Annotated in this window: 16 protein-coding genes and 1 riboswitch; of the genes, 12 read left to right on the top strand and 4 right to left on the bottom strand. The window is 73.4% G+C overall.

Annotation, left to right across the window (positions count from 1 at the left end):
* Positions 1-783, bottom strand: a 783-nt coding sequence (locus tag ACIWVC_RS21715; RefSeq protein ID WP_396454485.1) for an AraC family transcriptional regulator, incomplete at its 3' end; no start/stop codon positions are given.
* Between the two features lie 54 nt (positions 784-837).
* On the opposite strand from ACIWVC_RS21715, the gene ACIWVC_RS21710 reads away from it, so the two are divergent.
* From ACIWVC_RS21710 to ACIWVC_RS21675, 8 genes are all read left to right on the top strand, one after another.
* Positions 838-2,025, top strand: coding sequence for an MFS transporter (locus tag ACIWVC_RS21710; RefSeq protein WP_396446574.1), 1,188 nt, complete (start codon positions 838-840; stop codon positions 2,023-2,025).
* Positions 2,026-2,504: 479 nt separating this feature from the next.
* Positions 2,505-3,515 (top strand): conjugal transfer protein, encoded by a 1,011-nt coding sequence (locus tag ACIWVC_RS21705; protein WP_396446575.1) that lies wholly within the window; start codon positions 2,505-2,507, stop codon positions 3,513-3,515.
* Positions 3,516-3,575: 60 nt separating this feature from the next.
* Positions 3,576-3,860 carry a hypothetical protein gene (locus ACIWVC_RS21700; protein WP_067798886.1) on the top strand — a complete coding sequence of 95 codons (285 nt, stop codon included), beginning with the start codon at positions 3,576-3,578 and terminating at the stop codon, positions 3,858-3,860.
* A gap of 31 nt (positions 3,861-3,891) precedes the next feature.
* Positions 3,892-6,876: a TcpE family conjugal transfer membrane protein gene (locus tag ACIWVC_RS21695; RefSeq protein WP_396446576.1), complete on the top strand. Its 2,985-nt coding sequence runs from the start codon at positions 3,892-3,894 to the stop codon at positions 6,874-6,876.
* Between the two features lie 193 nt (positions 6,877-7,069).
* Positions 7,070-9,559, top strand: a complete 2,490-nt coding sequence (locus tag ACIWVC_RS21690) for an ATP-binding protein (protein ID WP_396446577.1) — start codon at positions 7,070-7,072, stop codon at positions 9,557-9,559.
* Positions 9,556-11,994 (top strand): type IV secretion system protein, encoded by a 2,439-nt coding sequence (locus tag ACIWVC_RS21685; RefSeq protein WP_396446578.1) that lies wholly within the window; start codon positions 9,556-9,558, stop codon positions 11,992-11,994. Before ACIWVC_RS21690 ends, ACIWVC_RS21685 begins: the two co-directional genes overlap by 4 nt.
* Positions 11,994-12,632, top strand: coding sequence for a hypothetical protein (locus ACIWVC_RS21680; protein ID WP_396454484.1), 639 nt, complete (start codon positions 11,994-11,996; stop codon positions 12,630-12,632). Before ACIWVC_RS21685 ends, ACIWVC_RS21680 begins: the two co-directional genes overlap by 1 nt.
* Entirely contained in the window at positions 12,629-13,687 is a 1,059-nt protein-coding gene (locus ACIWVC_RS21675; protein ID WP_396454483.1) for an NlpC/P60 family protein, read from the top strand. The genes ACIWVC_RS21680 and ACIWVC_RS21675 overlap by 4 nt, the downstream gene beginning before the upstream one ends.
* A 9-nt stretch (positions 13,688-13,696) precedes the next feature.
* Here ACIWVC_RS21675 and ACIWVC_RS21670 read toward each other — a convergent pair whose 3' ends face one another.
* Complete coding sequence (locus tag ACIWVC_RS21670) at positions 13,697-14,221, bottom strand: MarR family winged helix-turn-helix transcriptional regulator (RefSeq protein ID WP_396446581.1); 525 nt, start codon at positions 14,219-14,221, stop codon at positions 13,697-13,699.
* 62 nt (positions 14,222-14,283) lie between these two features.
* On the opposite strand from ACIWVC_RS21670, the gene ACIWVC_RS21665 reads away from it, so the two are divergent.
* The 3 genes from ACIWVC_RS21665 to ACIWVC_RS21655 are packed head-to-tail and all read left to right on the top strand — an operon-like array spanning position 14,284 to position 16,779.
* Positions 14,284-15,570 carry an amidohydrolase family protein gene (locus ACIWVC_RS21665; RefSeq protein WP_396446582.1) on the top strand — a complete coding sequence of 429 codons (1,287 nt, stop codon included), beginning with the start codon at positions 14,284-14,286 and terminating at the stop codon, positions 15,568-15,570.
* A gap of 28 nt (positions 15,571-15,598) precedes the next feature.
* Entirely contained in the window at positions 15,599-16,387 is a 789-nt protein-coding gene (locus tag ACIWVC_RS21660) for a Mut7-C RNAse domain-containing protein (protein WP_396446583.1), read from the top strand.
* Complete coding sequence (locus tag ACIWVC_RS21655) at positions 16,387-16,779, top strand: (deoxy)nucleoside triphosphate pyrophosphohydrolase (protein WP_396446584.1); 393 nt, start codon at positions 16,387-16,389, stop codon at positions 16,777-16,779. The genes ACIWVC_RS21660 and ACIWVC_RS21655 overlap by 1 nt, the downstream gene beginning before the upstream one ends.
* Before the next feature lie 99 nt (positions 16,780-16,878).
* Here the strand turns inward: ACIWVC_RS21655 and ACIWVC_RS21650 are convergent, their stop codons facing one another.
* A complete protein-coding gene (locus ACIWVC_RS21650) occupies positions 16,879-17,895 on the bottom strand; it encodes an NlpC/P60 family protein (protein ID WP_396454482.1) in 1,017 nt (338 codons plus the stop codon).
* Positions 17,896-17,902: 7 nt separating this feature from the next.
* Positions 17,903-18,050: riboswitch (cyclic di-AMP (ydaO/yuaA leader) on the bottom strand.
* 202 nt (positions 18,051-18,252) lie between these two features.
* Here ACIWVC_RS21650 and typA point away from each other — a divergent pair.
* Complete coding sequence (gene typA / locus ACIWVC_RS21645) at positions 18,253-20,106, top strand: translational GTPase TypA (protein WP_396446586.1); 1,854 nt, start codon at positions 18,253-18,255, stop codon at positions 20,104-20,106.
* Between the two features lie 79 nt (positions 20,107-20,185).
* Here the strand turns inward: typA and ACIWVC_RS21640 are convergent.
* The coding region (locus ACIWVC_RS21640; protein WP_396454481.1) for an FHA domain-containing protein at positions 20,186-21,101 on the bottom strand (916 nt) is incomplete at its 5' end.

The following is a 21,101-nucleotide window of genomic DNA, read 5'->3' as shown; positions in this document are numbered from 1 at the left end:
CACGGCGGCATCTGACACGGCGGCATCTGACACGGCGACGTCCGACGCGGCGGCGCGTCCCGGCGTCCGGCCGAAGGCGCGGCGGAAGACGTCGATGAACGCGCTCGCCGACGACCAGCCGCACCGGTGCGCGACGACCGTCACCGGCGTGCCCTCGGCGAGCAGCACCAGGGCGTGGGAGAGCCGCAGCTGGGTGCGCCACTGCGGGAACGTCATGCCGAGGTCGGCCTTGAACAGGCGCGACAGCGTGCGGTCGCTGGCGCCGACCTCCCTGCCCAGGGCCGCCAGCGTGCGGTTGTCGGACGGGTCGGCGTACAGGATGTCGCACAGCGCCTGGAGCCGCGGCGCGGTCGGCGCCGGCACGTGCAGCGGCTGCTCGGACGAGACCCGCAGCTGGTCGCACAGGACGGCGCGCAGGCGCCGCTGTTCCGGGCTTCCGTCGGCCGGGTCGCGGGTGCAGGCGAGGATCAGCTCCCGCAGCAGCGGGCTGACGGCCAGCACGGTGGGCTCGTGCAGGCCGAGCGGGTTGGTGTCCGCGGGCAGGCCGACCAGGTGCAGCTCCAGCGCGCCGTGCGCGCGATGGGAATGCACGGCGCCGGCCGGCACCCAGATCGCCCGGGTGGCGGGGACCGTCCACGAGCCCGCGGAGGTGGTGACGGAGAGCACGCCCCGGTGCGCGTAGACGATCTGGTGGTCGTCGTGCCGGTGGGCGCCGATGCGCGCGTGCGGGGCCAGCCGGCGGGCGGCGGTCGGCGCCACCGGCTGATGGCGGATGTCCATCATCGATTGGCAGATTATCGAAAGCACGACAGCGGACCCGCCGACGATCATGGCGGTATGCCGAGGAACAAGCGGATCGTCCTGCTGTCGGTCGGGCACGCCTGCGTGGACGTCTACCAGGGCGCCGTCGCGGCCCTGGTCCCGCTCTTCGTCGCCGAGCGCGCCTACAGCTACGCGGCGGCCTCCGGGATCGTGCTCGCGGCCAGTCTGCTGTCCTCGGTGGCGCAGCCGTTCTTCGGCGCGCTCACCGACCGGCGTCCCGTCCCCTGGCTGCTGCCGGCGAGCACCGTGCTCGGCGGCCTCGGCGTGGCCCTGAGCGGGATCAGCGGCTCGTACGCGCTCACGCTGCTGTTCGTGGCGCTGTCCGGCGTCGGGGTCGCCGCGTACCATCCCGAGTCCGCGCGGGTCGCCCGGATCGCCAGCAGGGGCAGCCACGCCTCCATGGGATGGTTCTCCCTCGGCGGCAACGTCGGCTTCGCCACGGCTCCACTCCTGGTCGCCGTCGTGATCGCCGCGGGCGGGCTGCGGTTCTCCCCGCTGCTGGTCCTGCCCGCTCTGGTCGGGGCCGTGCTGACGCTGCCGGTGCTGCGCGCGCTGGGAGAGGCGCCGCGCACGGGCGGCGGCCGGAAGGCCCCGGAGGGGCGCGACGACTGGGGCTCGTTCGTGCGGCTGTCGCTGGCGGTGGTGTGCCGGTCGATCGCCTTCATCGGGCTGAGCACGTTCATCGCCTTCCACGCCCGCGAGCAGACCGGCGGCGGGACGGCGGTGGGGACGGCCGCGCTGTTCGTGCTCTATCTCGGCGGCGCCGTCGGCACGATCGCCGGCGGCAACCTGGCCCGCCGCCGGGACCGGGTGGCGGTGGTGCGCGCGGGGTACCTGATCGCCGCCGCGGGCGTCGCCGGCGTGGTGTTCGTGCCCGGCCCGGCCATCTTCTTGTTCGTGGCGCTGACCTCGATCGGGCTGTACGTCCCGTTCTCGCTGCAGGTCACGCTCGCCCAGGACTACCTGCCGACGCGGGTGGGCACGGCCGGCGGGATCACACTCGGGCTCACGGTCAGCGTCGGCGGCCTCGCCAGCCCCGTCATCGGCGCGATCGCCGACGCCGCCTCGCTTCGCACGGCCCTGACACCTCTGATCCTGATGCCCGTCCTGAGCTGGCTGCTGTTCCGCCTGCTGCCCGAGCCGGCCGTCCCCGACATGCTGCGCGGAGACCGCGCCGAGGAGGCGACGCACGCTGCGCGCTAGCGAGGGGGCGGCGCCCCGCGCCCAGGCCGCCGGCGGCGTGTGACAACCGCTGTGACCAGTGTGATTTTGGCAACAGCGGGTCGTTTCGAGGCCCAAGCGGTCACTGAGCTGGGTGTTTTGACAACAGATGTCGCGAATGCGCCAGTTTGTCGGTTTCTTTCGGGAACGGCCGGCGGCCGTCGCCGCCACCCGGTAACCAAGCAACAACCGAGTCGCGCCGCTTGTCCGAAACCTGGACCTGCGCACTCTTCGGAGCCCCGGATAGGGGATCGTCACCGTTTGGCAATCTTCCCCGTTCCTGCTGAGGTGGATTGCATTATCCACAACCGCGTGCCGGGGCTGTGCTTCGCTGCGATGCGCTGGAACAATTGACGCCCGTGGTTACCCTGGGCCCGAGGTGGGTTCAGGAAAATCCACCGGAACATGACCAGGCAGCACAGGAGCGCGCCGACCGGGGGCGAGGCGCGAGCGGAGGCAGGATGGCTCGCAGGTCGGCCGCGGGACGCGGCCGTGACACCGCCGTAGTCGAGGAGACCGCGGCGCCCGGACGGGCGCTCGCGTCATCCGTCGACCCGTCGTGGGACCTGCCCGAGCCGACCGGGCCCCGGGGCCGCGCCCGCGGCGGCCGCTGGGGCGGATCCGGCGGCCGCTGGTGGGTGTGGGTCGGGCGCGCCGTGCTGTGGGCGCTGATCATCGTCATCCTCGTCAACGGCGTCCGCGCCCCGTTCGAGCGGTTCACCGCCGACGAGTCGTCCGGCGGCGGCACGTCACCGGCCAAGCCGCCGAAGAGTGCCGGGTTCCCCAGCAGCGCCGCGGGCGCGTTCGCCCTCCAGTTCGCGAACGTCTACCTCAACTTCGACCAGAAGAACGCACCCGCCCGCGAGGCGCAATTGCGCACCTTCCTGCCCGACGGCGCCGACGCCCAATTCGGCTGGAACGGCGTCGGGAAGATGCAGGTGCAGTCCGTCCAGGTCGCCGGAGTGGACGCCCGCGACGCCAACAACGCGACCGTGACGCTGCTCGCCCGCACCGCCGACCGGTGGCTGCGCCTCGCCGTTCCCGTGTACGCCGACAAGAGCGGCTCCCTGGTCGTGTCCGCCCGTCCCGCCCTCCTTCCCCCGCCGACCAAGGCGCAGCTTCCCCAGGGCGGCGTCGACGACCGCGACACCGCGCTCGAGAACGAGCTCAAGCCCTTCCTCGGCACCTTCTTCCAGGAGTACGCGACCGGCAACCAGGAGGCCCTGTCCCGCTTCTCGGACGGGACGACCATCGCCGGCCTCGCCAACTCGGTCACGTTCGTGCAGGTCAAGGATGTCGTCGCGCCGAAGGGCCCGGACGGCGAGCGCACCGTCACCGCGACGGTGGTGTGGCAGCCCGCCGGGGGAGGCGGCGGCGAGCTGGAGCAGGCCTACCAGCTCACCATGGTCAAGAAGGGCACGACCTGGCTCGTGCGCGACATTCGCGGCACCACGGAACCGAACGCGTCATGAGAGGCCGCGAATTGAACAACGCAACCCCCGAATCCGCCGATCTAGGAAGGTAGTCAGTCGATGCTGCATCACCTCATGGCGTCGATTCCGCACGAAATCCTGGCGGCGCCCGACGACGAACTCAAAACCGACCAGCTCGCCGATTGGCTCCGCCAGATATTCGGTCCGCTGTTCCTCGTGATCGTCTCCATTGTGGCGATCTTCTTCCTGTTCACCCGCGAGATCACGCGTTTCGTCCAATTCATCGTGCTGGCGATAGGGATCGGAGTGGTCTTCTACGTGCCGAACATCATCGAGACGACGGCCAAGGCGATTGCCAAGGCCCTCGGCGTGGACGTCTCCTGACCCGAGGGAACGCAGTTAGGGGAGTAGGGGCGTGGATCTACCCACGTACACGAACATCTGGCGCATCGAGAAGCGGCTCTACAAGCTGTACGACCTGCGGCTTCCCATGCCGCTGCCGCTCGTGCAGATCGGCGTCTTCCTCGGGGTGTTCGTACCGTGGATCCTGCTGCTCAGGCTCGTCGGCATCCCCTTCGAGTCGCCGTGGCACGTCCTCTACATCGTCCCGCCGGGCGTCCTGACCTGGATGGCGACGCGCCCCGTCATCGAGGGCAAGCGCCTCACCGAACTGCTGCTCTCCCAGGGCCGCTACCTCGCCGAGCCCCGCACCTGGTGCCGCCTCACCCCGATCCGCGAACCCCGCGAAGTGGTCGTCGTCGCCCGCGTGTGGCGCCGCGCGGAGGCGCCCGCCGCGATGGAACGTGCCGCCGTCAAGGCCCACCGCAGGCGCCGCCCGGCCGCCGAACCGACCCCCCTCCCGGCCCGCCTGCCCAGCCCCGCGACCGCCGCGGCGCCCCCGTCCCTGGCCCAGCACGCCGCCCAGGCGCCGTCCGCGCCCCCCAAGCCCTGGCGCCGTACCACCCGCGACATCTCCCACGAGGACGACGTCCTCCCCGTCCCCGCCGAGATGGAGCGCCCCCCGGCGACTCCGCGGCTCGAAGGCTCCGGCAAGCGCGCCCTGGCCTCCGGCGTCCACCGCCCGGGCGCCCCGGCGGAGGTCTGGCAGGCGGCGGCGCCCACCCGCCCCGACGTCCCCCAGCAGAACCTCCGCCGAGCCGCCGAAGAGATCGCCAACGGCCCCCGCCCGCCGGCCCCGCACGCGCCCGGCGGCGCCCCCCAGGCGCAGCCGTCCGCTCCGCGGCACCCGGGCGCCCCCGGCCCCGCACCCGCCGCTCCCGCGACCGGCGGCGCGCCCCAGGGCACGGGCGGCCGGCCGGACGTCCCCGCGGCACGGCACCCGGGCCTCTCCGCCGCCGGGCCCGCGCCGGCAGGCGCCCCGTCCGACGCTCAGGCGCCCGGCAGCACGCCGAGCGCTCAGCCCCCGGCCGCCCAGGGCACGGGCGCCCCGCCGGGCGACCGCGCCGTGCGGCAGCCGAATCTCCGCGCCACCGGTCCCGCGCCCGCGGCTCGGTCTTCTGCCGGGGCCGCGCGGGACGACTCGCCGCAGACGAGCCCTCAGCCTCCCGCGGCGCAGGGGACGGGCGATCCCTCGGACGTCCGCGTGGCGGGCCGCGCCTCTGCGGCCCGGCCCGCAGAGGGCGCACCGGCGGAGTCGCAGCAGGTGAACGCGTCTCCCTCGGCCGGTTCGGGTGCGCCGCAGGGCACCGGCGACCCATCCGATGCCCGCGTGGCCGGGCGGGCGTCCGCGTCTGCTCCTTCGGAGGCCGGGCAGCCGACGGCCCCTGCCGCCGGTCCTGCGCCTGCGGGTGCCTCGGCTGATGCTCGCCGGGCTGGCCGCGGCGATTCGCAGGAGTCAAGTGGTCAGCCTCCGGTGGCCGCGGGTGATTCGTCGGACGTGCGTGTGGCGGGTCGTGCGTCTGCGGGTGCGCCGGCGGCTTGGTCTTCCGGTGCTGGGCGTGATGGCTCGCCCGAGGTGAGTGGTCAGCCTCCGGTGGCCGAGGGCACGGGTGGTCCCTCGGACGTGCGTGTTGCCGGTCGTGGGGCGGCCTGGTCTCCGGCGCGGGGTGACGCGCGGCAGGCAGGTGCGCCGTCCTCGGGTGCGCCGCAGGGGGCCGGCGAGCCGGCCGATGGCCGTGTCCCCGAGCGCCGGGGAGACGCCGCGGCCGGTGGGGAGCCCGGGGACAAGAAGGTCGCCGGGGCGCGGCCTGCTCCGCCTCCGCCGCCCTGGGCGCCGCCGGTCACGCGACCGGACGTGCCCATGGTGCCGGGGGCGTTCGGGCAGCCGCCCGCGCCGCGGCGCGAGCCGCCCCGGCCGTGGTCGGAGGGGCTGTCCAGGCCGCAGCGGCCGGCGGCCGAGCCGGTGCCGGCCGTGCCGGAGCCGGCGCCGCCGATGGAGGAGCAGGCGCCGCCCCGGGAGGTCCGGTCGCAGCCGGCGTCGCCCGTGCGGCCGCGGCCGCTGCCTCCGCCGCCCGCCCCGCCGCCGTCCGGGCCGGCGATCACGCCGCCGGGGCCCGAGCACGAGGTCACCACCGGAGGGCTGCGGCGGCTCATCCACGCGGTCGGCGGCGGGCACGGCGAGATCGACGCCGAGTATCAGCAGCGGCTCCAGCAGCCCTTCCACGGGACGCGGCACGTGGTCGTGCTCGGGTGCACCGGCGGTGCCGGGCAGACCGTCACCGCGCTGATGCTGGGGCACACGTTCGCCCAGCACAACGGGGAGCCCGTCGTCGCGATCGACGTGAACCCCGGGCCCGGGGCGCTGGCGCGCCGGACGCGCAGCGACACGAACGAGACGCTCACCGGGCTCATCACGCGGGCCGACCAGGTCAACAGCCTCACCGCGATGCGGCGGTACACGTCGCAGGCCAAGTCCGGGCTCGATGTGATCGCGGCCGGCAAGAACCCGCTGCAGGCGCTCGACGACCGCGACTACGCGCTGGCGATCCGGACGATCGACAGGTTCTACTCCGTGACGCTGCTGGACGCGGCGGCGGCGGTCGTGGCGCGCGTGCTGCCCTACGCCGACCAGATCGTGCTCGTGGCGCCGGCGAGCGCCGACGCGCCGCGGGCCGTCGCGATGACCTTCGAGTGGCTGGACGGCCACGGCTACGAGGAGCTGCGGTCCCGCGCGGTGACCGTCATCAACGGGGTGAGCCGCCGCAGCATGGACGACGTCGAGCAGGCCGAGGCCGTGGCGCGGGGGCGCTGCCGGGCCCTCGTGCGCATCCCGTGGGATGATCACCTGAGCATGGACCGCGCGCCGCGCAACGAGCTGAAGTCGTTGCGGACGCCGACGCGGCGTGCCTATCTTGCCCTCGCCGGCGTCGTGGCCGGCGGGTTCACCGTCATGCCCGAGCGTTACCAGGAGCTTCAGCAGGAGCAGGAGGCCACCCGATGAGCCCCGTTCGCGGGCATCGAGCGGAGACCGGCATGCTGGCGGACGCGTTCGACGTTCATGTCCGCCCGGACCGCAAACACTCTCCCGGGCAGCCCTGCGCGGCCGCCCTTGCGACGGGAGAATCGGTGAGGGATCCGGGGAGGCGCGTGCGCTCCGCGATGCGCGCACCGGCCGGGAGTGACGGGAGGGCGGCATGAGCAAGTCCAGCCGGCTGGCCGTCCGGTACTTCGACGACCGCGTGCTGTTCACCGACAGCGCCGCCTGGGCCTACTTCCGGCTGCCGACGGTGTCGTACGAGTTCACGACCGGCGAGGAGCGGGAGGCGCTCGCCACCAACATCACCATCGCGCTCGCCGGCATCCGGATGCAGGACGCCGAGATCCACCTGCGGATCGCGCACCGGACCTACCCGGCGGCCGAGTGGGCGCTCGCCCTGGACCGGACGTCCGACGGCGGCCCCGGGTGGCGCGAGTACCTGGAGGAGACCTACGCGCACGTGTGGGCCAAGGACTTCTGGACCAAGGAGGTCTACCTCGGCGTCCGGCTCGGCCCGCGGGGGATGGGCGCGCACCTTTCGGGCGGCGTCCTGTCGCAGCTCCTCGGGTTCTACAAGCGCAGCGAGAACGTCCTCGGCGTGCACGACGACGCGATCGACAAGAAGGAGATCGCGCGCTGGACGGAGCAGGCCGAGCGGGTCGGGCGCGCGCTCGGCGGGTCGGCCCTCTACGCGCGGCACGCGTCGTCCACCGAGGTCGCGTGGCTGTTCCAGCACGCGGTGTCGGGGTCGCTCGCCGACCCGCCGCCGTCCGCCGTGCCGCGCAGGACGTGGGGCAAGGGCGAGATCGAGTCGCTGGTCGAGGGCGCCATCCACAACGGCCGCTCCTACCTGCGGATAGAGCAGCCCAACTTCACGGGCGCGGGCGGCGGCGCCACGGCCGAGTCGTACGTCGCGTACCTGTCGTTCGCCAGGTTCCCCGACATGATGCCGTTCCCGGACGGCGAACCCTGGTTCCACTACGCCGACGCCCTCCCGTTCCCGGTGGAGATCAGCGCGCGGATGAAGCTGATCCCGCCGGCGAAGGCGTCCAAGGACGTGTCGCGCAAGCTCGCCCACGCCCGCGACATGGACCAGCACATCCGGGAGGCCGGCGCGGAGGCGCCGATCGCGCTCGCGGAGCAGATCGACGCGGCGCGGATGCTGGAGCACGGCATCACCAAGGAGCGGCTGCCGTTCGTGTACGGGTGGCACCGGCTGATCGTGTCCGCGCCGACCGAGGAGCTGCTCGCCCAGCGGGTGGACGCGGTCGTGGAGCACTACCGCGACATCGGCATCGACGTCGTCAACTCCACCGGCGACCAGTTCTCGCTGTTCCTGGAGTCGCTGCCCGGCGACCAGATCCGGCTCAACGCGTACGCGCAGCGGCAGCCGCTGCGGACGATCGCGGGCGGCATGCCCATCGCGACCGTCGACCTCGGCGACCGCCCGGACGAGGAGAACGAGGGCTGGATCGGCCCCTACATCGGCGAGACGCTCGGCCGGGCGAGGTCGATCGTGCACTTCGACCCGCTGGTCGCGGCGGCCCGCAACCGCCCGACCGCGGTGGCGATCACCGGGGAGCCCGGCGGCGGCAAGACCACGCTCGCGCTGCTGCTGATCTACCAGATGGCGCTGCGCGGCGTCACGATCGCGGCGATCGACCCGAAGGGCGACGCGGAGTCGCTCGTCGAGCTGCTGAAGGCGCGGGGGAGGAAGGCTCGCATCCTGCCGCTGGGGTCCGCGGCGCCCGGCCTGCTCGACCCGTTCTCTTTCGGCGACGACCTCGCCGCGATGAAGACGATGGCGACGGAGACGCTGCGGCTGCTGCTGCCGCGGATGTCGGAGGAGCGCGAGTCCGCGATGATCCAGGCGGTCGGCGCGGTCGCCAACGCCGAGCGGCCGTCGCTCGGGCGCGTCGTCGACTACCTGGAGGCCGCGGAGGACCCCGCGTCCAAGAACCTCGGCGCGGTGCTCCGCTCCATGTCGGAGATGCGGCTCGCGCGGCTGTGCTTCGACCCGTCCGGCGGCGAGCGCATCGACACCGAGGGCTGGACGACGGTGTTCACGCTCGGCGGCCTCACCCTGCCCGACGTCGCCATCTCGCGGGAGGACTACTCCTACGAGCAGCGGCTGTCGGTGGCGCTGATGTACCTGGTGTCGCAGTTCGCGCGGCGGCTCATGCACGGCCTCGACCGCCGGCTGCCCAAGGCGATCTTCCTGGACGAGGCGTGGGCGATCACCTCGACGCCGGAGGGCGCGAAGCTGGTGCCGGAGGTGTCCCGCATGGGACGCTCCCGGAACACCGCCCTGATCCTGGTCTCCCAGAACGCGGGGGACCTGCTGAACGAACAGGTGACGAACTGCCTGTCGTCGGTGTTCTCGTTCCGTTCCACCGAACGGGTCGAGGTCGGCAACGTCATGTCGCTGCTCGGCGTCGAGGCGTCCGACGAGCACAAGGCCGTGCTGCGCAACCTCGGCAACGGCGAATGCATCTTCCGTGACCTCGACGGCCGAGCGGGACGCATCGGCGTCGACCTGATCTCCGAGGAACTGCAGCGTTGGCTGGACACCAACCCGACCCGGTCCCGTCCGGGCGCGTCCGAACTCACCGTCGCGGGGGCCGAGGTCGAGGAGGTCCGCCGATGAGGAACCCCCGCCGCCGGACGCACGCCCGCCTGCAGCGTTCGCCCGGGGAAGGGCTCGACCGCGCGGTCCTCGACCCCCCCGGCCGCCGGCGCCGAGGCCGGCTTCCCCGTACCCGCCGCTCGCTCCTGGTGACTCTGGTGGCGGCGATCTTCGTCGTCGTCCTCTCGCCGATGGCGAGCGCCGGGCCGTTCTCGCCGAACAGCCCGTGCCGGCCGGCCGACAGCCCCGCGCCCGAGCAGTACGGGTCGGGGACGGACGGCATGATCAAGCCGCCCGACTACCCGAACGAGAAGCTGCAGAAGACCCCGGTCGAGCAGCTGACGTACTACGACCGCTACGGCATGGCCGGCCAGACCTGGTACGCGGTCGACATGGACTGCTCGGACGCGATGGCGCTGATGGGCAACGCCCTCGCCAACACCACGTTCACCATCGTCCGGGCGATCGACCGGACGACGATCAGCGTCTACCAGGCCGCCGCGTCCGACTCCCTGCTCGGCTGGCTGAAGGACACCGTCGACGGCGTCATCAGCGACATCGGCAAGACGTTCAACGCGCGGTACTGGTCGTGGGTGGTCATCCTCGGCGCGATGTGGCTCGCCTGGTGGGGGCTGGTCCGCAAACGGGCGAGCAAGGTCACCGAGGGCGTGATCTGGATGGTCGCGGCGATGGTGGCGCTCATCTGGCTGATCGCCCGTCCCGCCGACTTCACCACGCTCGGCACGAAGACGTCCGAGGCGACCAGCGCGGCGTTCAACGCGGCCCTGCCGCAGAGCGACACCAAGGGCGGGACGTGCATACCGAGGCCGGACGGCAAGCCCGATCCGGCGACCTCGCGGAACCTGGACGCGACGACCCGCAACGCCAACGGGCTGTGGGTGGCGCTGGTCTGCAAGCCGTGGCTGCAGGGCGAGTTCGGCACCACCGACCCCAACGCCAAGATCGTCAAGGAGAACGCCGACAAGCTGCTGTGGTCGCAGGCGGTCGACCTCCCGGAGACCTACGGCGACAACAAGGTCGATCTGGGGAAGAAGGCCGACGCCTACAAGGACGTCACGAAGAACATCAAGGACGACTACCCGCAGACCTACTCGCTCTTCCAGGGCAAGAACTGGCAGAACCGGCTGGCGGTCGCGTTCGGCGGGCTGTTCGCGGCGCTGGTCGCCGGCCTGCTCATCATGGTGATCGCGATCGCGCTGATCGTGGTGAAGATCGCGTTCCTGCTGCTGCTCGTCGCCGGGCCGATCTTCCTCGGGATCGGGATACATCCCGGCATCGGGCGGGTCATCGCCGTCCGATGGCTGGAGCTGCTGCTCTCGATGCTGCTGAAGCAGGCGGCGCTGATCGGCGTGCTGTCGCTGCTGCTGTGGGCGTACAGCCTGATCCTCGGCGAGACGCTGCCGTGGGGCCTGCAGGTCCTGCTCATCGCGCTGGTGACGTTCGCGGCGTTCATCTACCGCAAGCCGTTCCAGCACCTGTTCTCCGCGGTGGGGTACTCGGCCGTCGGGTCGCGGGAGAAGAGCGAGGCGCAGCTCAACAAGTCCGTCGCGGAGGCGCGCCGGAGCACCACCGCGGTCGCGGGCGCCGTCGTGCCCGGCGCCGCCGGGTACCGGCTGGCCCGGTGGGCGAAGCGCGAGGCGACGTCCGAGGGCGTCGCCCCGGCGGCGCAGGGCGACGTCGCGCCCGGCACCGCGGTCGCCGTCGCCGACCGGCGGACCGGGGCGGGCGCGGGCGAGGGCCCGTCGCCGGAGGAGGCGCCGGTGCTCGCGGCGAAGCCGCGCGGCGCCGGCGGTGCCGTGGCGGCCTCGCAGGGGCGGTCCCGGCGGGGCGCGCCGCCGCTGAACCTGCCGACCCGCGCGGGCGCGCTCGGCGACCGCCGGACGGACGGCGGGACCGCGGCGACCACCCGGCCGGGCGGCGTCTCCGTGGCGAAGGGCGGCTCGGGCGCGGGCGCCGGGGCCGCGGCCGGCGGCGGGAAGCCGTCGTCCGGTGCCGGTCCCGGGAGCGGCACCGTCCGGCCGACCACATGGTCGGGACGCGGCGGCGTCAGCGGCGGCTCGGGCGGTTCAGGCGGCGGCGACGGCGGTGGTTCCGGCGGCGGCGGTGGCGGCGGCTGGTTCGGCGGCGGGCGTTCGTCCGGCTCGGCCGACCGCGGTCGCGGCCGCCCGGGCGGCGGCTCGAACGGCGGCTCGAACGGCGGTTCCGGCGGCGGTTCAGGCGGCGGTTCAGGCGGCGGGGCGCCCGCCGCGAACGTGCCCAGGCAGCGCGGCGGTTCCGGCGGCGGCTCGTCCAATGGGAACGGGGCGCCGGCCCAGGGGCCGGGCGGCCGGCGGCAGCCCCCGCCGCTGTGGGGCCGGCGCGGCTCCGACGAGGGCCCGCCGATCCCGTTCTGGCTGCGCCCGGTGGACCGCCCGTCTCCTGAACGGGACGAGTGATGAACCTGAACGACCGCCGGCGCAAGCTCCTGTTCGCGGGACTCGTGGTGGTGCTCGCCGTCGTCGGCGTCTACCTGACGGTCGCCTCGCCCGACCACGGCGACGACCGCGCCGAGCCGCGGCCGAGCAGCACGCCCGCGGCCGGTCCGGCGGGCCCGCAGTCACCGCCGCCCGGCATACAGAACGCCGTGAACCCGGGCGACTTCGACATCTACCGGCTGCTGCCGTTCTCCCGGCGGGAGTTCGCCACGGCCGCGGACCTCGCGCAGCGGTTCGTCGCCGCCTACGAGACGTACCGGTACGACGAGGCCCCCGAGACCTACATGGGGCGCCTGTCCGCCCTCGCGACCGACGACCTGGCGCAGCAGCTCGGGCAGGACGCCGCGGCGCCCGGCCTGGTGGAGGAGCGCCGCCGCGAGAAGGTCGTCGCGCAGGGGTCGGCGTCCCTCGACCAGGTGCGCACCATCGAGAACAACTCGATCATCTTCCTGGTGACGGGCCGCCGGCAGCAGACCAAGGGCGGCAAGGAGAGCACCGAGAGCAAGCAGTACGCGGTGACCGTCGCCCGCGACGGCGGCTCGCTGAAGGTGTACTCGTTCGCGCCCGCCGACGCGGGCCAGGCGGGTGACACCGGATGAGCCCCCGCCGGTTGCTGTTCGCCGGCGGCCTCGGCGTCGCCGCGACGCTGTTCGTCGCGCTGGTGTTCGTCCCGATCCTGTTCGGCGCGAGCCAGTTCATGTTCGGCGGCGGGGTCGGCGGCGGCGACTGCGTGGACGTCGCGGGCGCGGACGCGCAGCCCGCCGAGGCCGACGACGCGAAGGCGATACCGGCGAACTACCTGAAGCTGTACCAGGAGGCCGGCAAGAAGTACGGCATCCCGTGGAACGTGCTGGCCGGCATCGGCAAGGTCGAGACCGACCACGGCCGGTCGACGCTCCCCGGCGTCAGCAGCGGGGAGAACTACGCGGGCGCCGGCGGGCCGATGCAGTTCCTCGCCGCGACGTTCAGGGAGTTCGGCGTCGACGGCGACAAGGACGGCAAGAAGGACCGCTACGACCCGGAGGACGCGATCCCGAGCGCCGCCGCCTACCTCAAGCACAACGGCGCCCCGCAGCGGATGAAGACCGCGATCTTCCAGTACAACCACTCGTCGGACTACGTGGACCTCGTCCTCGACTGGGCGAAGCGCTACGCCGGCGGCGAGTTCAAGGTCGTCCAGGCGAACGGCATCGACTGCGGGGACGACGAGCTGCCCGCGAACATCGGCGAGCTCGTCCAGACGATCATCGAGTTCGCGCTGGCGCAGCGCGGCAAGCCGTACGTGTTCGGCGCGAACGGCCCGGACGCGTGGGACTGCTCCAGCCTCATCCAGGCCGCCTACCGGCAGGTCGGCCTGGCCATCCCGCGCACCACGTTCGAGCAGTGGCCGTTCGGCGTGAAGATCGCCAAGGGCAAGGAGCAGCCCGGCGACCTGGTGTTCTTCAACTCAGGCCCGGGGACGTCGCCGAACCGCCCCGGGCATGTCGGGATGGTCATCGGCAAGGGCAAGATGATCGTGGCGAGCTGCTCGACGTGCGTGCCCGCGATCGGCGTGAAGTCGTACAAGCGGTCGGACTGGGTGGGCGTGACCCGCCCGCTCGCGCGGCCCGACTTCAAGCAGAAGGTCAGCGAGCTGGCCGCCCGGCGGCCCTGACCCGCGGCGTCAGCGGAACCGCCGGCCGCCGGCCGCCAGCAGGATCTCGCGGAGCGCGTCCGCGGCGGCCCGCACGTCCCGTTCCGGCACCCGCGCCATGACGTCCTCGTGCGCGTCCCCGGCCGCCTTCAGGGCGCGCTCGGTGACCCGCAGCCCGTCCGCCGTGAGCCGCACGAACCGGCTGCGGGCGTCGCCCGCGTCGGCCTCGCGTTCGATGTAGCCGACCCTGTGCAGCCGCTGCAGGACGTTGCTCGTCCCGCCCGAGGTGAGGAACGCCGACCGCGTCAGCTCGCTGGGCCGCAGCCGGTAGGGCTCGCCCTCGCGCCGCAGGACGGTCAGCACCTCGAACTCGGCGTAGGTCAGCCCCAGGTCGGCGAGGGCGGGCCGCATGGCCTGCTGGACGAGCATGGCGATGCGCCCGGCCCGCTTGCCGACCTCCAGCATCGCGATGAGCGGCTCGGACAGCCCGTCCCGCCGCCACGTCGCGGCCACCGCGTCGACGTCGTCGCGGCGCTCCCCGTCGTCTCCCTGCACGTCCCCGAGGATACTGACTCGCCATATTGCTTTCTTAAAAGCTTTTCTTTAAGCTTTCTCGCATGACACCGACTGTACTCCTCCGGAACGGCGTCGTCATCGACACCGCACCCGCGCCCACCGTGCTCGGGAAGGCCGACGTCCTGGTCGAGGACGGCCGCATCGCCGCGGTCGGCCCCGGCCTGGCCGCACCGCCGGACGCCGAGGTCGTCGAGGCGGCGGGGAAGCTCGTCCTGCCGGGCTTCGTCGACACCCACCGCCACACCTGGCAGGCGGGGATCCGCGCGACCGTCCCCGACGGCACGCTCCCCGCCTACCTGGAGCGCGTCCTCGGCGAGCTGGCGCCCCGCTACCGCCCGGACGACGTGTACGCCGGGACGCTCGCCGGCGTGCTGGAGTGCCTCGACTCCGGCATCACGACGCTGGTCGACTGGTCGCACATCCAGCTGAGCCCCGGCCACACCGACGCGAACGTCGAAGCGCTCCGCGCATCGGGCATCAGGGCGGTGTTCGGCTACTGCTACGGCGGCGACGGCGGCCCCGGCGCGCTGGCCGCCGAGACCCGCCGCGTCCGCGGCGAGTACTTCGACGCGCCCGCCGGGACGCTCACCATGGCGATGGCGGCGCTCGGCCCGGAGATCGCGGGTGAGGAGCGGGCGCTGGCCGAGTGGCGGCTGGCCCGCGACCTCGGCCTGCCGGTCACCGTCCACATGGGCGGCCACGGGCCCGAGAGCGCCGCGCGCGGCCTCGCCTTCCTCGCGGACGCCGGGCTCCTGAAGCACCCGACGACCTACGTCCACGCCAACCACTACACCGGCGAGGAGTTCGAGCGGATCGCCGGCAGCGGCGGGACCGTGTCCGTCGCACCCGCGATCGAGGCGGCGCTCGGCATCGGCCCCCCGCCCACCGGACGGGCCCGGAACGCGGGCGTCCCCACGGGCCTCGGCGCCGACACGGTCGCGAGCGGGCCGGGCGACATGTTCAGCATCATGCGGGCCGCCTACTTCCTGGAGCGGGGACGCCCCGGCGGCGCGGGCCTGGGGTTCACCGCCGCGGACGCGCTGCGCATGGCCACCATCGAAGGGGCCGAGGTCGCCGGCCTGGCGGACGTCACCGGGTCGCTGACCCCCGGCAAACACGCCGACATCCTCGTCCTCAGCGTCGACACCGGCACCGCCGCGGCCCACGACCCCATCGCGGCGGTGGTCCTGTCGGCGGACACCCGCAACGTCGACACCGTCCTCGTGGGCGGCCGGGTCGTCAAGCGCGGGGGAGTGCTCGGCGGCCACGACGTCCCGGCCCTGCTGGACTCCCTCTCGGAGTCCGCCGCGCGCCTGACCCGCCGATAATCGCACGGGAAAGCCGGGGGCGCGTGGCATGCTGATCGGCGTGGAGCCCGAGATGACCGTCCGCGTCGCGGACGAACTGCTGATGTTCCTGCCCGCCACCCGGCGCAAGAGCGTGAACCAGGTGCCCTGCGACGGGACGTCGACGCTGGGTCACCTCGTCGAGTCGCTCGGGGTGCCGCTCACCGAGGCGGGCCCGATGACCATCGGCGGCGAACCCGCGGAGCCGTCCACCCGCCCGCGCCCCGGCGACGAGGTGCACGTGGCGGCGGTGCCGCGCCCCCAGCCCGTCCCGCTGGAGCCGGGCCAGGACGCGCCGCGCTTCCTGCTGGACGTCCACCTCGGCACGCTCGCGCGCCGCATGCGCCTCCTCGGCCTCGACACCGCCTACCACAACGACATGGACGACCCGGCGCTGGTCGTCCAGGCCAACGAGGAGCGCCGCGTCCTGCTCACCCAGGACCGCGGCCTCCTCCGCCGCCGCGCCCTCTGGGCGGGCGCCTACGTCCGCGGCTCCCGGCCCGACGACCAGCTCCGCGACCTCCTCGACCGGTTCGCGCCCGTCCTGCGCCCCTGGACGCGGTGCACCGCCTGCAACGGCGAGCTCGTCCCGGTCGACAAGCGCGAGGTCGAGGGCGGCCTCGAAGCCGGGACGCGCCGCAGCTACGACGTCTACGGCCGCTGCGCCGGCTGCGGGCAGGTCTACTGGCGCGGCGCGCACGGCGGCCACCTGGAGGAGATCGTCCGGGAGGCGACGCGGCTGGTCGGCGCCGCACGGGACGGCGGCAGGCCGGAGGCCGCCATGACGGAGAGGGGCTGATGGCCATCGCTCTCGTGGTCGTGGGCGCGGCGATCATCGCCGGCGGGCGCCTGCTGAGCGCGCAGCGGGCCGAACCGCCGCACATGGCGGGCGGCTGGGAACTGCCGGGCGGGAAGGTCGACCCGGGCGAGTCCGACGAGGACGCGCTGGTCCGCGAGTGCGACGAGGAACTGGCGATCAAGATCCGGCTCGGCCGCCGCGTCGGCGGCGACTGGACGCTCAGCGAGCGGGCGCTGCTGCGCGTCTGGACCGCCGAGATCATCGAGGGCGAGCCCCGGGCCCTGGAGCACCTGGCCCTCCGCTGGCTGACCCCGCCGGAGTTCTACGACGTCGACTGGCTCCCCGGGGACCGCCCGGTGATCGACCTGCTCGCCCGGGAGCATTTCAGCTGAGGCCCGGCCGCACTCCGGGCGTCGGATCGCGCGGATGAGTTCGGGGGCTTCCTGCCGCGCCGCAGGAAGCCCCCGACATCCGTGGGGGCGCCGCGCCCGTCAGGAGATGCGGTTGGCGCCCGCGTAGTCGGAGCGGTCCGACAGCTTGGAGATTTTCACCACGTCGCCGGTCTGCGGAGCGTGCAGGAACTTGCCGTCGCTCAGGTAGATCCCCATGTGGTGCAGGTTGCTGCCGAAGTACACGAGGTCGCCAGAGCGCAGCTGGCTGCGCGGCACCTTCGTGCCGAGCTGGTAGAGGTCGCCGGTGTAGTGGGGCAGGCCGGGCTTGCCGACCTGGGCGTAGGCCCACACGACGAGGCCGGAGCAGTCGAAGCTGTTCGGGCCGGCGGCCGCCCACACGTAGGGGGAGCCGATCTTGCTGTAGGCCTTGCGGGCCATCTTGGCGGGCAGGCCCGAGCCCTTGATGCTGGCGGTGAGGCCGGTGCGCGGGTCGCGGGCGTGCGTGGTGGAGAGCTTGTCGAGGCGCTTCATCACCTCAGTGACCTTGGCCTTGGCCTGCGCGCGCGCCTTCTTGGCGTCCTCCCACGCCTTCTTGACCTGCGCGGTCTTGGCCTCCGCGGTGCGCTGGGCGGCGTCGGCCCGCTGGATCTGCTTCTGCAGGGCCTTGACGGCGGCGGCCTGGTTCTGGGTGAGGTAGGCGCGCTCGGTCAGCCCCTCGGCGGAGCCGTCGGAGCCGAAGATCGCGTCGGGGGCGCCGGCCATGTAGGTGGCGGCGGCCATCCGCCCGAGCTGCTCGCGGGCCGGGCCGGCCTGGGCGCGCAGCACCTGCGCGTTCTTGGTGGCATCCTGCTCGGCCTTCTGCGCCGCCTTCAGGTCCACCCGGGCCTTGTTGTACTTCTCGGTGAGGATCTCGGCCTCTTCGTTCAGCGCCTTGAGGCTCTTGCGCAGGCCCTTCTCCGTCGTCGGCGTCGGGCTGGGCGCGGTCGCGGCGGCGGCCAGGCGGAGCGGCGGCGCGGCGTGGGCGGCGACGGGGGCGGTGGCGCCGAGGCCGGTCAGGAGCAGGGCGGCGGTGGCGGCGGGCGCGAAGCGCCGCCGCCGGCGGGGGTCCGGTGCCAAGCCGGTGTTCTCCTCTCCTCACGCGCCTACCGGGTTAGCTGACGGGTTCGGGCCAGGAGTCGCCCTACGGCGCACCGCCCTGCGGCGCGTCGATTCACCCCGAGGGTTGGGTCCCCGGTTCTCCCGGCGGGCGGGAGATTCGGCGTGCCGGTCGCAGCCCCGGGGGGTGGGGCTCCGGACGACCGGATCTCGGGCAGATTACAAAGGATGAGCAAAGTTGGCGAATCGGGGCGCGTGTGACCGCGTGTGAAGGGTGGGAGGACGCGGCCGGGATGGGCCGGGCACCGCGGCGCGTAGAATGGAGTGCTGCCGCTTTTCTGCGGCGACTCTCCTGAAACCTCACGCAAGGTAACCCGCATGCCCATCTCCACCCGCGACGACCTCCGGAACGTAGCGATCGTCGCCCACGTCGACCACGGGAAGACGACGCTGGTCGACGCAATGCTCTGGCAGTCCGGGGCCTTCCGCGAGAACCAGGACGTCGACGACCGGGTCATGGACTCCAACGACCTGGAGCGCGAGAAGGGGATCACGATCCTCGCGAAGAACACCGCCGTCCGGCACAACGGGCTGACGATCAACATCATCGACACCCCGGGCCACGCCGACTTCGGCGGCGAGGTCGAGCGCGGGCTGTCCATGGTGGACGGCGTCGTCCTGCTGGTGGACGCCAGCGAGGGGCCGCTCCCGCAGACCCGGTTCGTGCTGCGCAAGGCGCTCGCCGCGCGGCTCCCGGTGATCCTCGTCGTGAACAAGACCGACCGTCCCGACGCCCGCATCGACGAGGTCGTGGACGAGACGTACGAGCTGTTCATGGACCTCGACGCCGACGAGGACCAGATCGACTTCCCGATCGTGTACGCGTCCGGCCGGGCCGGGCGGGCGTCGCTCGACAAGCCCGCCGACGGGGAGATGCCCGCCAGCGCCGACCTGGAGCCGCTGTTCCAGGTCATCACCGAGACGATCCCGGCGCCGTCCTACGACCCGGACGCGCCGCTGCAGGCGCACGTGACGAACCTGGACGCCTCCAGCTACCTCGGCCGGATCGCGCTGTGCCGCGTCCACGCCGGGACGATCAAGAAGGGCCAGCAGGTCGCCTGGTGCCGGCACGACGGCAGCATCGAGCGCGTGAAGATCACCGAGCTGCTGATGACGGACGCGCTCACCCGCAAGCCCGCCGACGACGCGGGGCCGGGCGACATCATCGCGATCGCCGGCATCCCGGAGATCATGATCGGCGACACCATCGCCGACCCCGACGACCCGCGCCCGCTGCCGCTGATCACCGTGGACGAGCCCGCGATCTCCATGACGATCGGCACCAACACCGGGCCGATGGCCGGCCGCGAGAAGGGCACCAAGGTCACCGCCCGCATGGTCAAGGACCGCCTCGACCGCGAGCTGGTCGGCAACGTGTCGATCAGGGTGCTGCCGACCGAGCGCCCGGACGCGTGGGAGGTGCAGGGCCGCGGCGAGCTGGCCCTCGCGATCCTCGTCGAGAACATGCGCCGCGAGGGCTACGAGCTGACCGTCGGCAAGCCGCAGGTCGTCGCGAAGACCATCGACGGCCGGAAGCACGAGCCGGTCGAGCGGCTCACCGTCGACATCCCCGAGGAGCACCTCGGCGCCGTCACGCAGCTCATGGCCGTCCGCAAGGGCCGCATGGAGCACATGACGAACCACGGCACCGGCTGGGTCCGGATGGAGTTCCTCGTCCCGGCGCGCGGCCTGATCGGGTTCCGCACCGAGTTCATGACCGAGACGCGCGGCACCGGCATGGCGCACCACGTCTTCGAGGGCTACGAGCCCTGGTTCGGCGAGCTGCGCACCCGCCCGTCCGGGTCGCTGGTCGCCGACCGCGCGGGCGCCGCCACCGCCTACGCGATCACGAACCTGCAGGAGCGCGGCACGTTCTTCGTCGGGCCGGGCACCGAGGTGTACGAGGGCATGATCGTCGGGGAGAACTCCCGCGCCGACGACATGGACGTCAACATCACCAAGGAGAAGAAGCTCACGAACATGCGGTCGTCCACCGGCGACGAGCTGGAGCGGCTCACCCCGCCGCGGATCCTGTCGCTGGAGGAGGCGCTGGAGTTCTGCCGCGAGGACGAGTGCGTCGAGGTGACGCCCGCGAACGTCCGCATCCGCAAGGTCGTGCTGGACGCCAAGGAGCGCGAGCGCATGCGCGCCCGCACCAAGCGCGCCGGCTGACCCGCCGGCGAGCGGCCTTAGCGTGAAGGAGGCGGCCCCGAGGTTCCGAGAACCGCGGGGCCGCCTCCTTGCATGCGGGTCACTTCAGCTGGACGGTCCCCGTCACGTCGGCGGCCAGGCGGAGCTGGTCGCCGTCGCGGAGAGGCGCCTCCACGCCGCGGGGGAGCCGCTCGCCGTTGACGAACGTCCCGTTGGTGGAGCCCTCGTCCCGCACCCAGGCCGTGCCGGACGGGTCGAGCCAGACCGTCGAGTGGCGCCGCGACACGTTGTCGTACTGCGTGAACGTGGCGGCCACCGGCGACTGGCCCGCGTCCCGGCCGAGCACCAGGTGCTGGCCGACGGACACCTTCAGCTCGCCCGTGGGGAACTGCACCCGCAGGACGGGCGTGCCCTGCTTGGGCAGGGGGCGCAGGCACGAGTCGCACTGCGCGGCGCCCGGGTTGCTCAGCACCGCCTCGCAGTACGGGCACATGAACGCCGTGCTGTCGGGGGCGGGGGGACGCTGGCCCTGGTTGTGGTCGGGCGGCAGCAGCGTCGCCTCACGGCCGTGCGGCGGCAGCGGCGGCCCGCCGTGCTGCGGTCCGCCGTGCTGCGGTCCGCCGTGCTGCGGTCCGCCGTGCGGGGGCGCGCCGTGCGGGGGCTGCCCGTGCTGCTGGGGCGGCGGGCCGAACTGGTGGTCCGCCGGGCCCGGCTGCGGCGCGCCGTACTGGTCCTGCTGCGGAGCCCCGTACTGGTCCTGCGGGGCGCCGTACTGCTGCTCCTGGGGAGCGCCGTACTGGGCCTGCTGGGGGGCGCCGTACTGGTCCTGCGGGGCGCCGTACTGCTGCTCCTGAGGCGGCGGGTACTGCGGCTCGCGCTGCCCGTACTGGTCGCCGCCGGGCTGCTGCGGCTGCGGCGCTCCCCACTGGTCCTGGGGCTGCTGCGGCTGCGGCGGCCCCCACGGGTCGGCGGGCGGCTGCTGGTGCTGCATCGGCGGCTGGCCCCCGTGCTGCGGC

Origin of the sequence: Actinomadura sp. (genome assembly GCF_044508335.1) — a bacterium.
In the GTDB taxonomy this organism is placed as follows: domain Bacteria; phylum Actinomycetota; class Actinomycetes; order Streptosporangiales; family Streptosporangiaceae; genus Spirillospora.
Note: the sequence above shows the minus strand (reverse complement) of the source record. Positions and strands in the feature narration are given on the sequence as shown.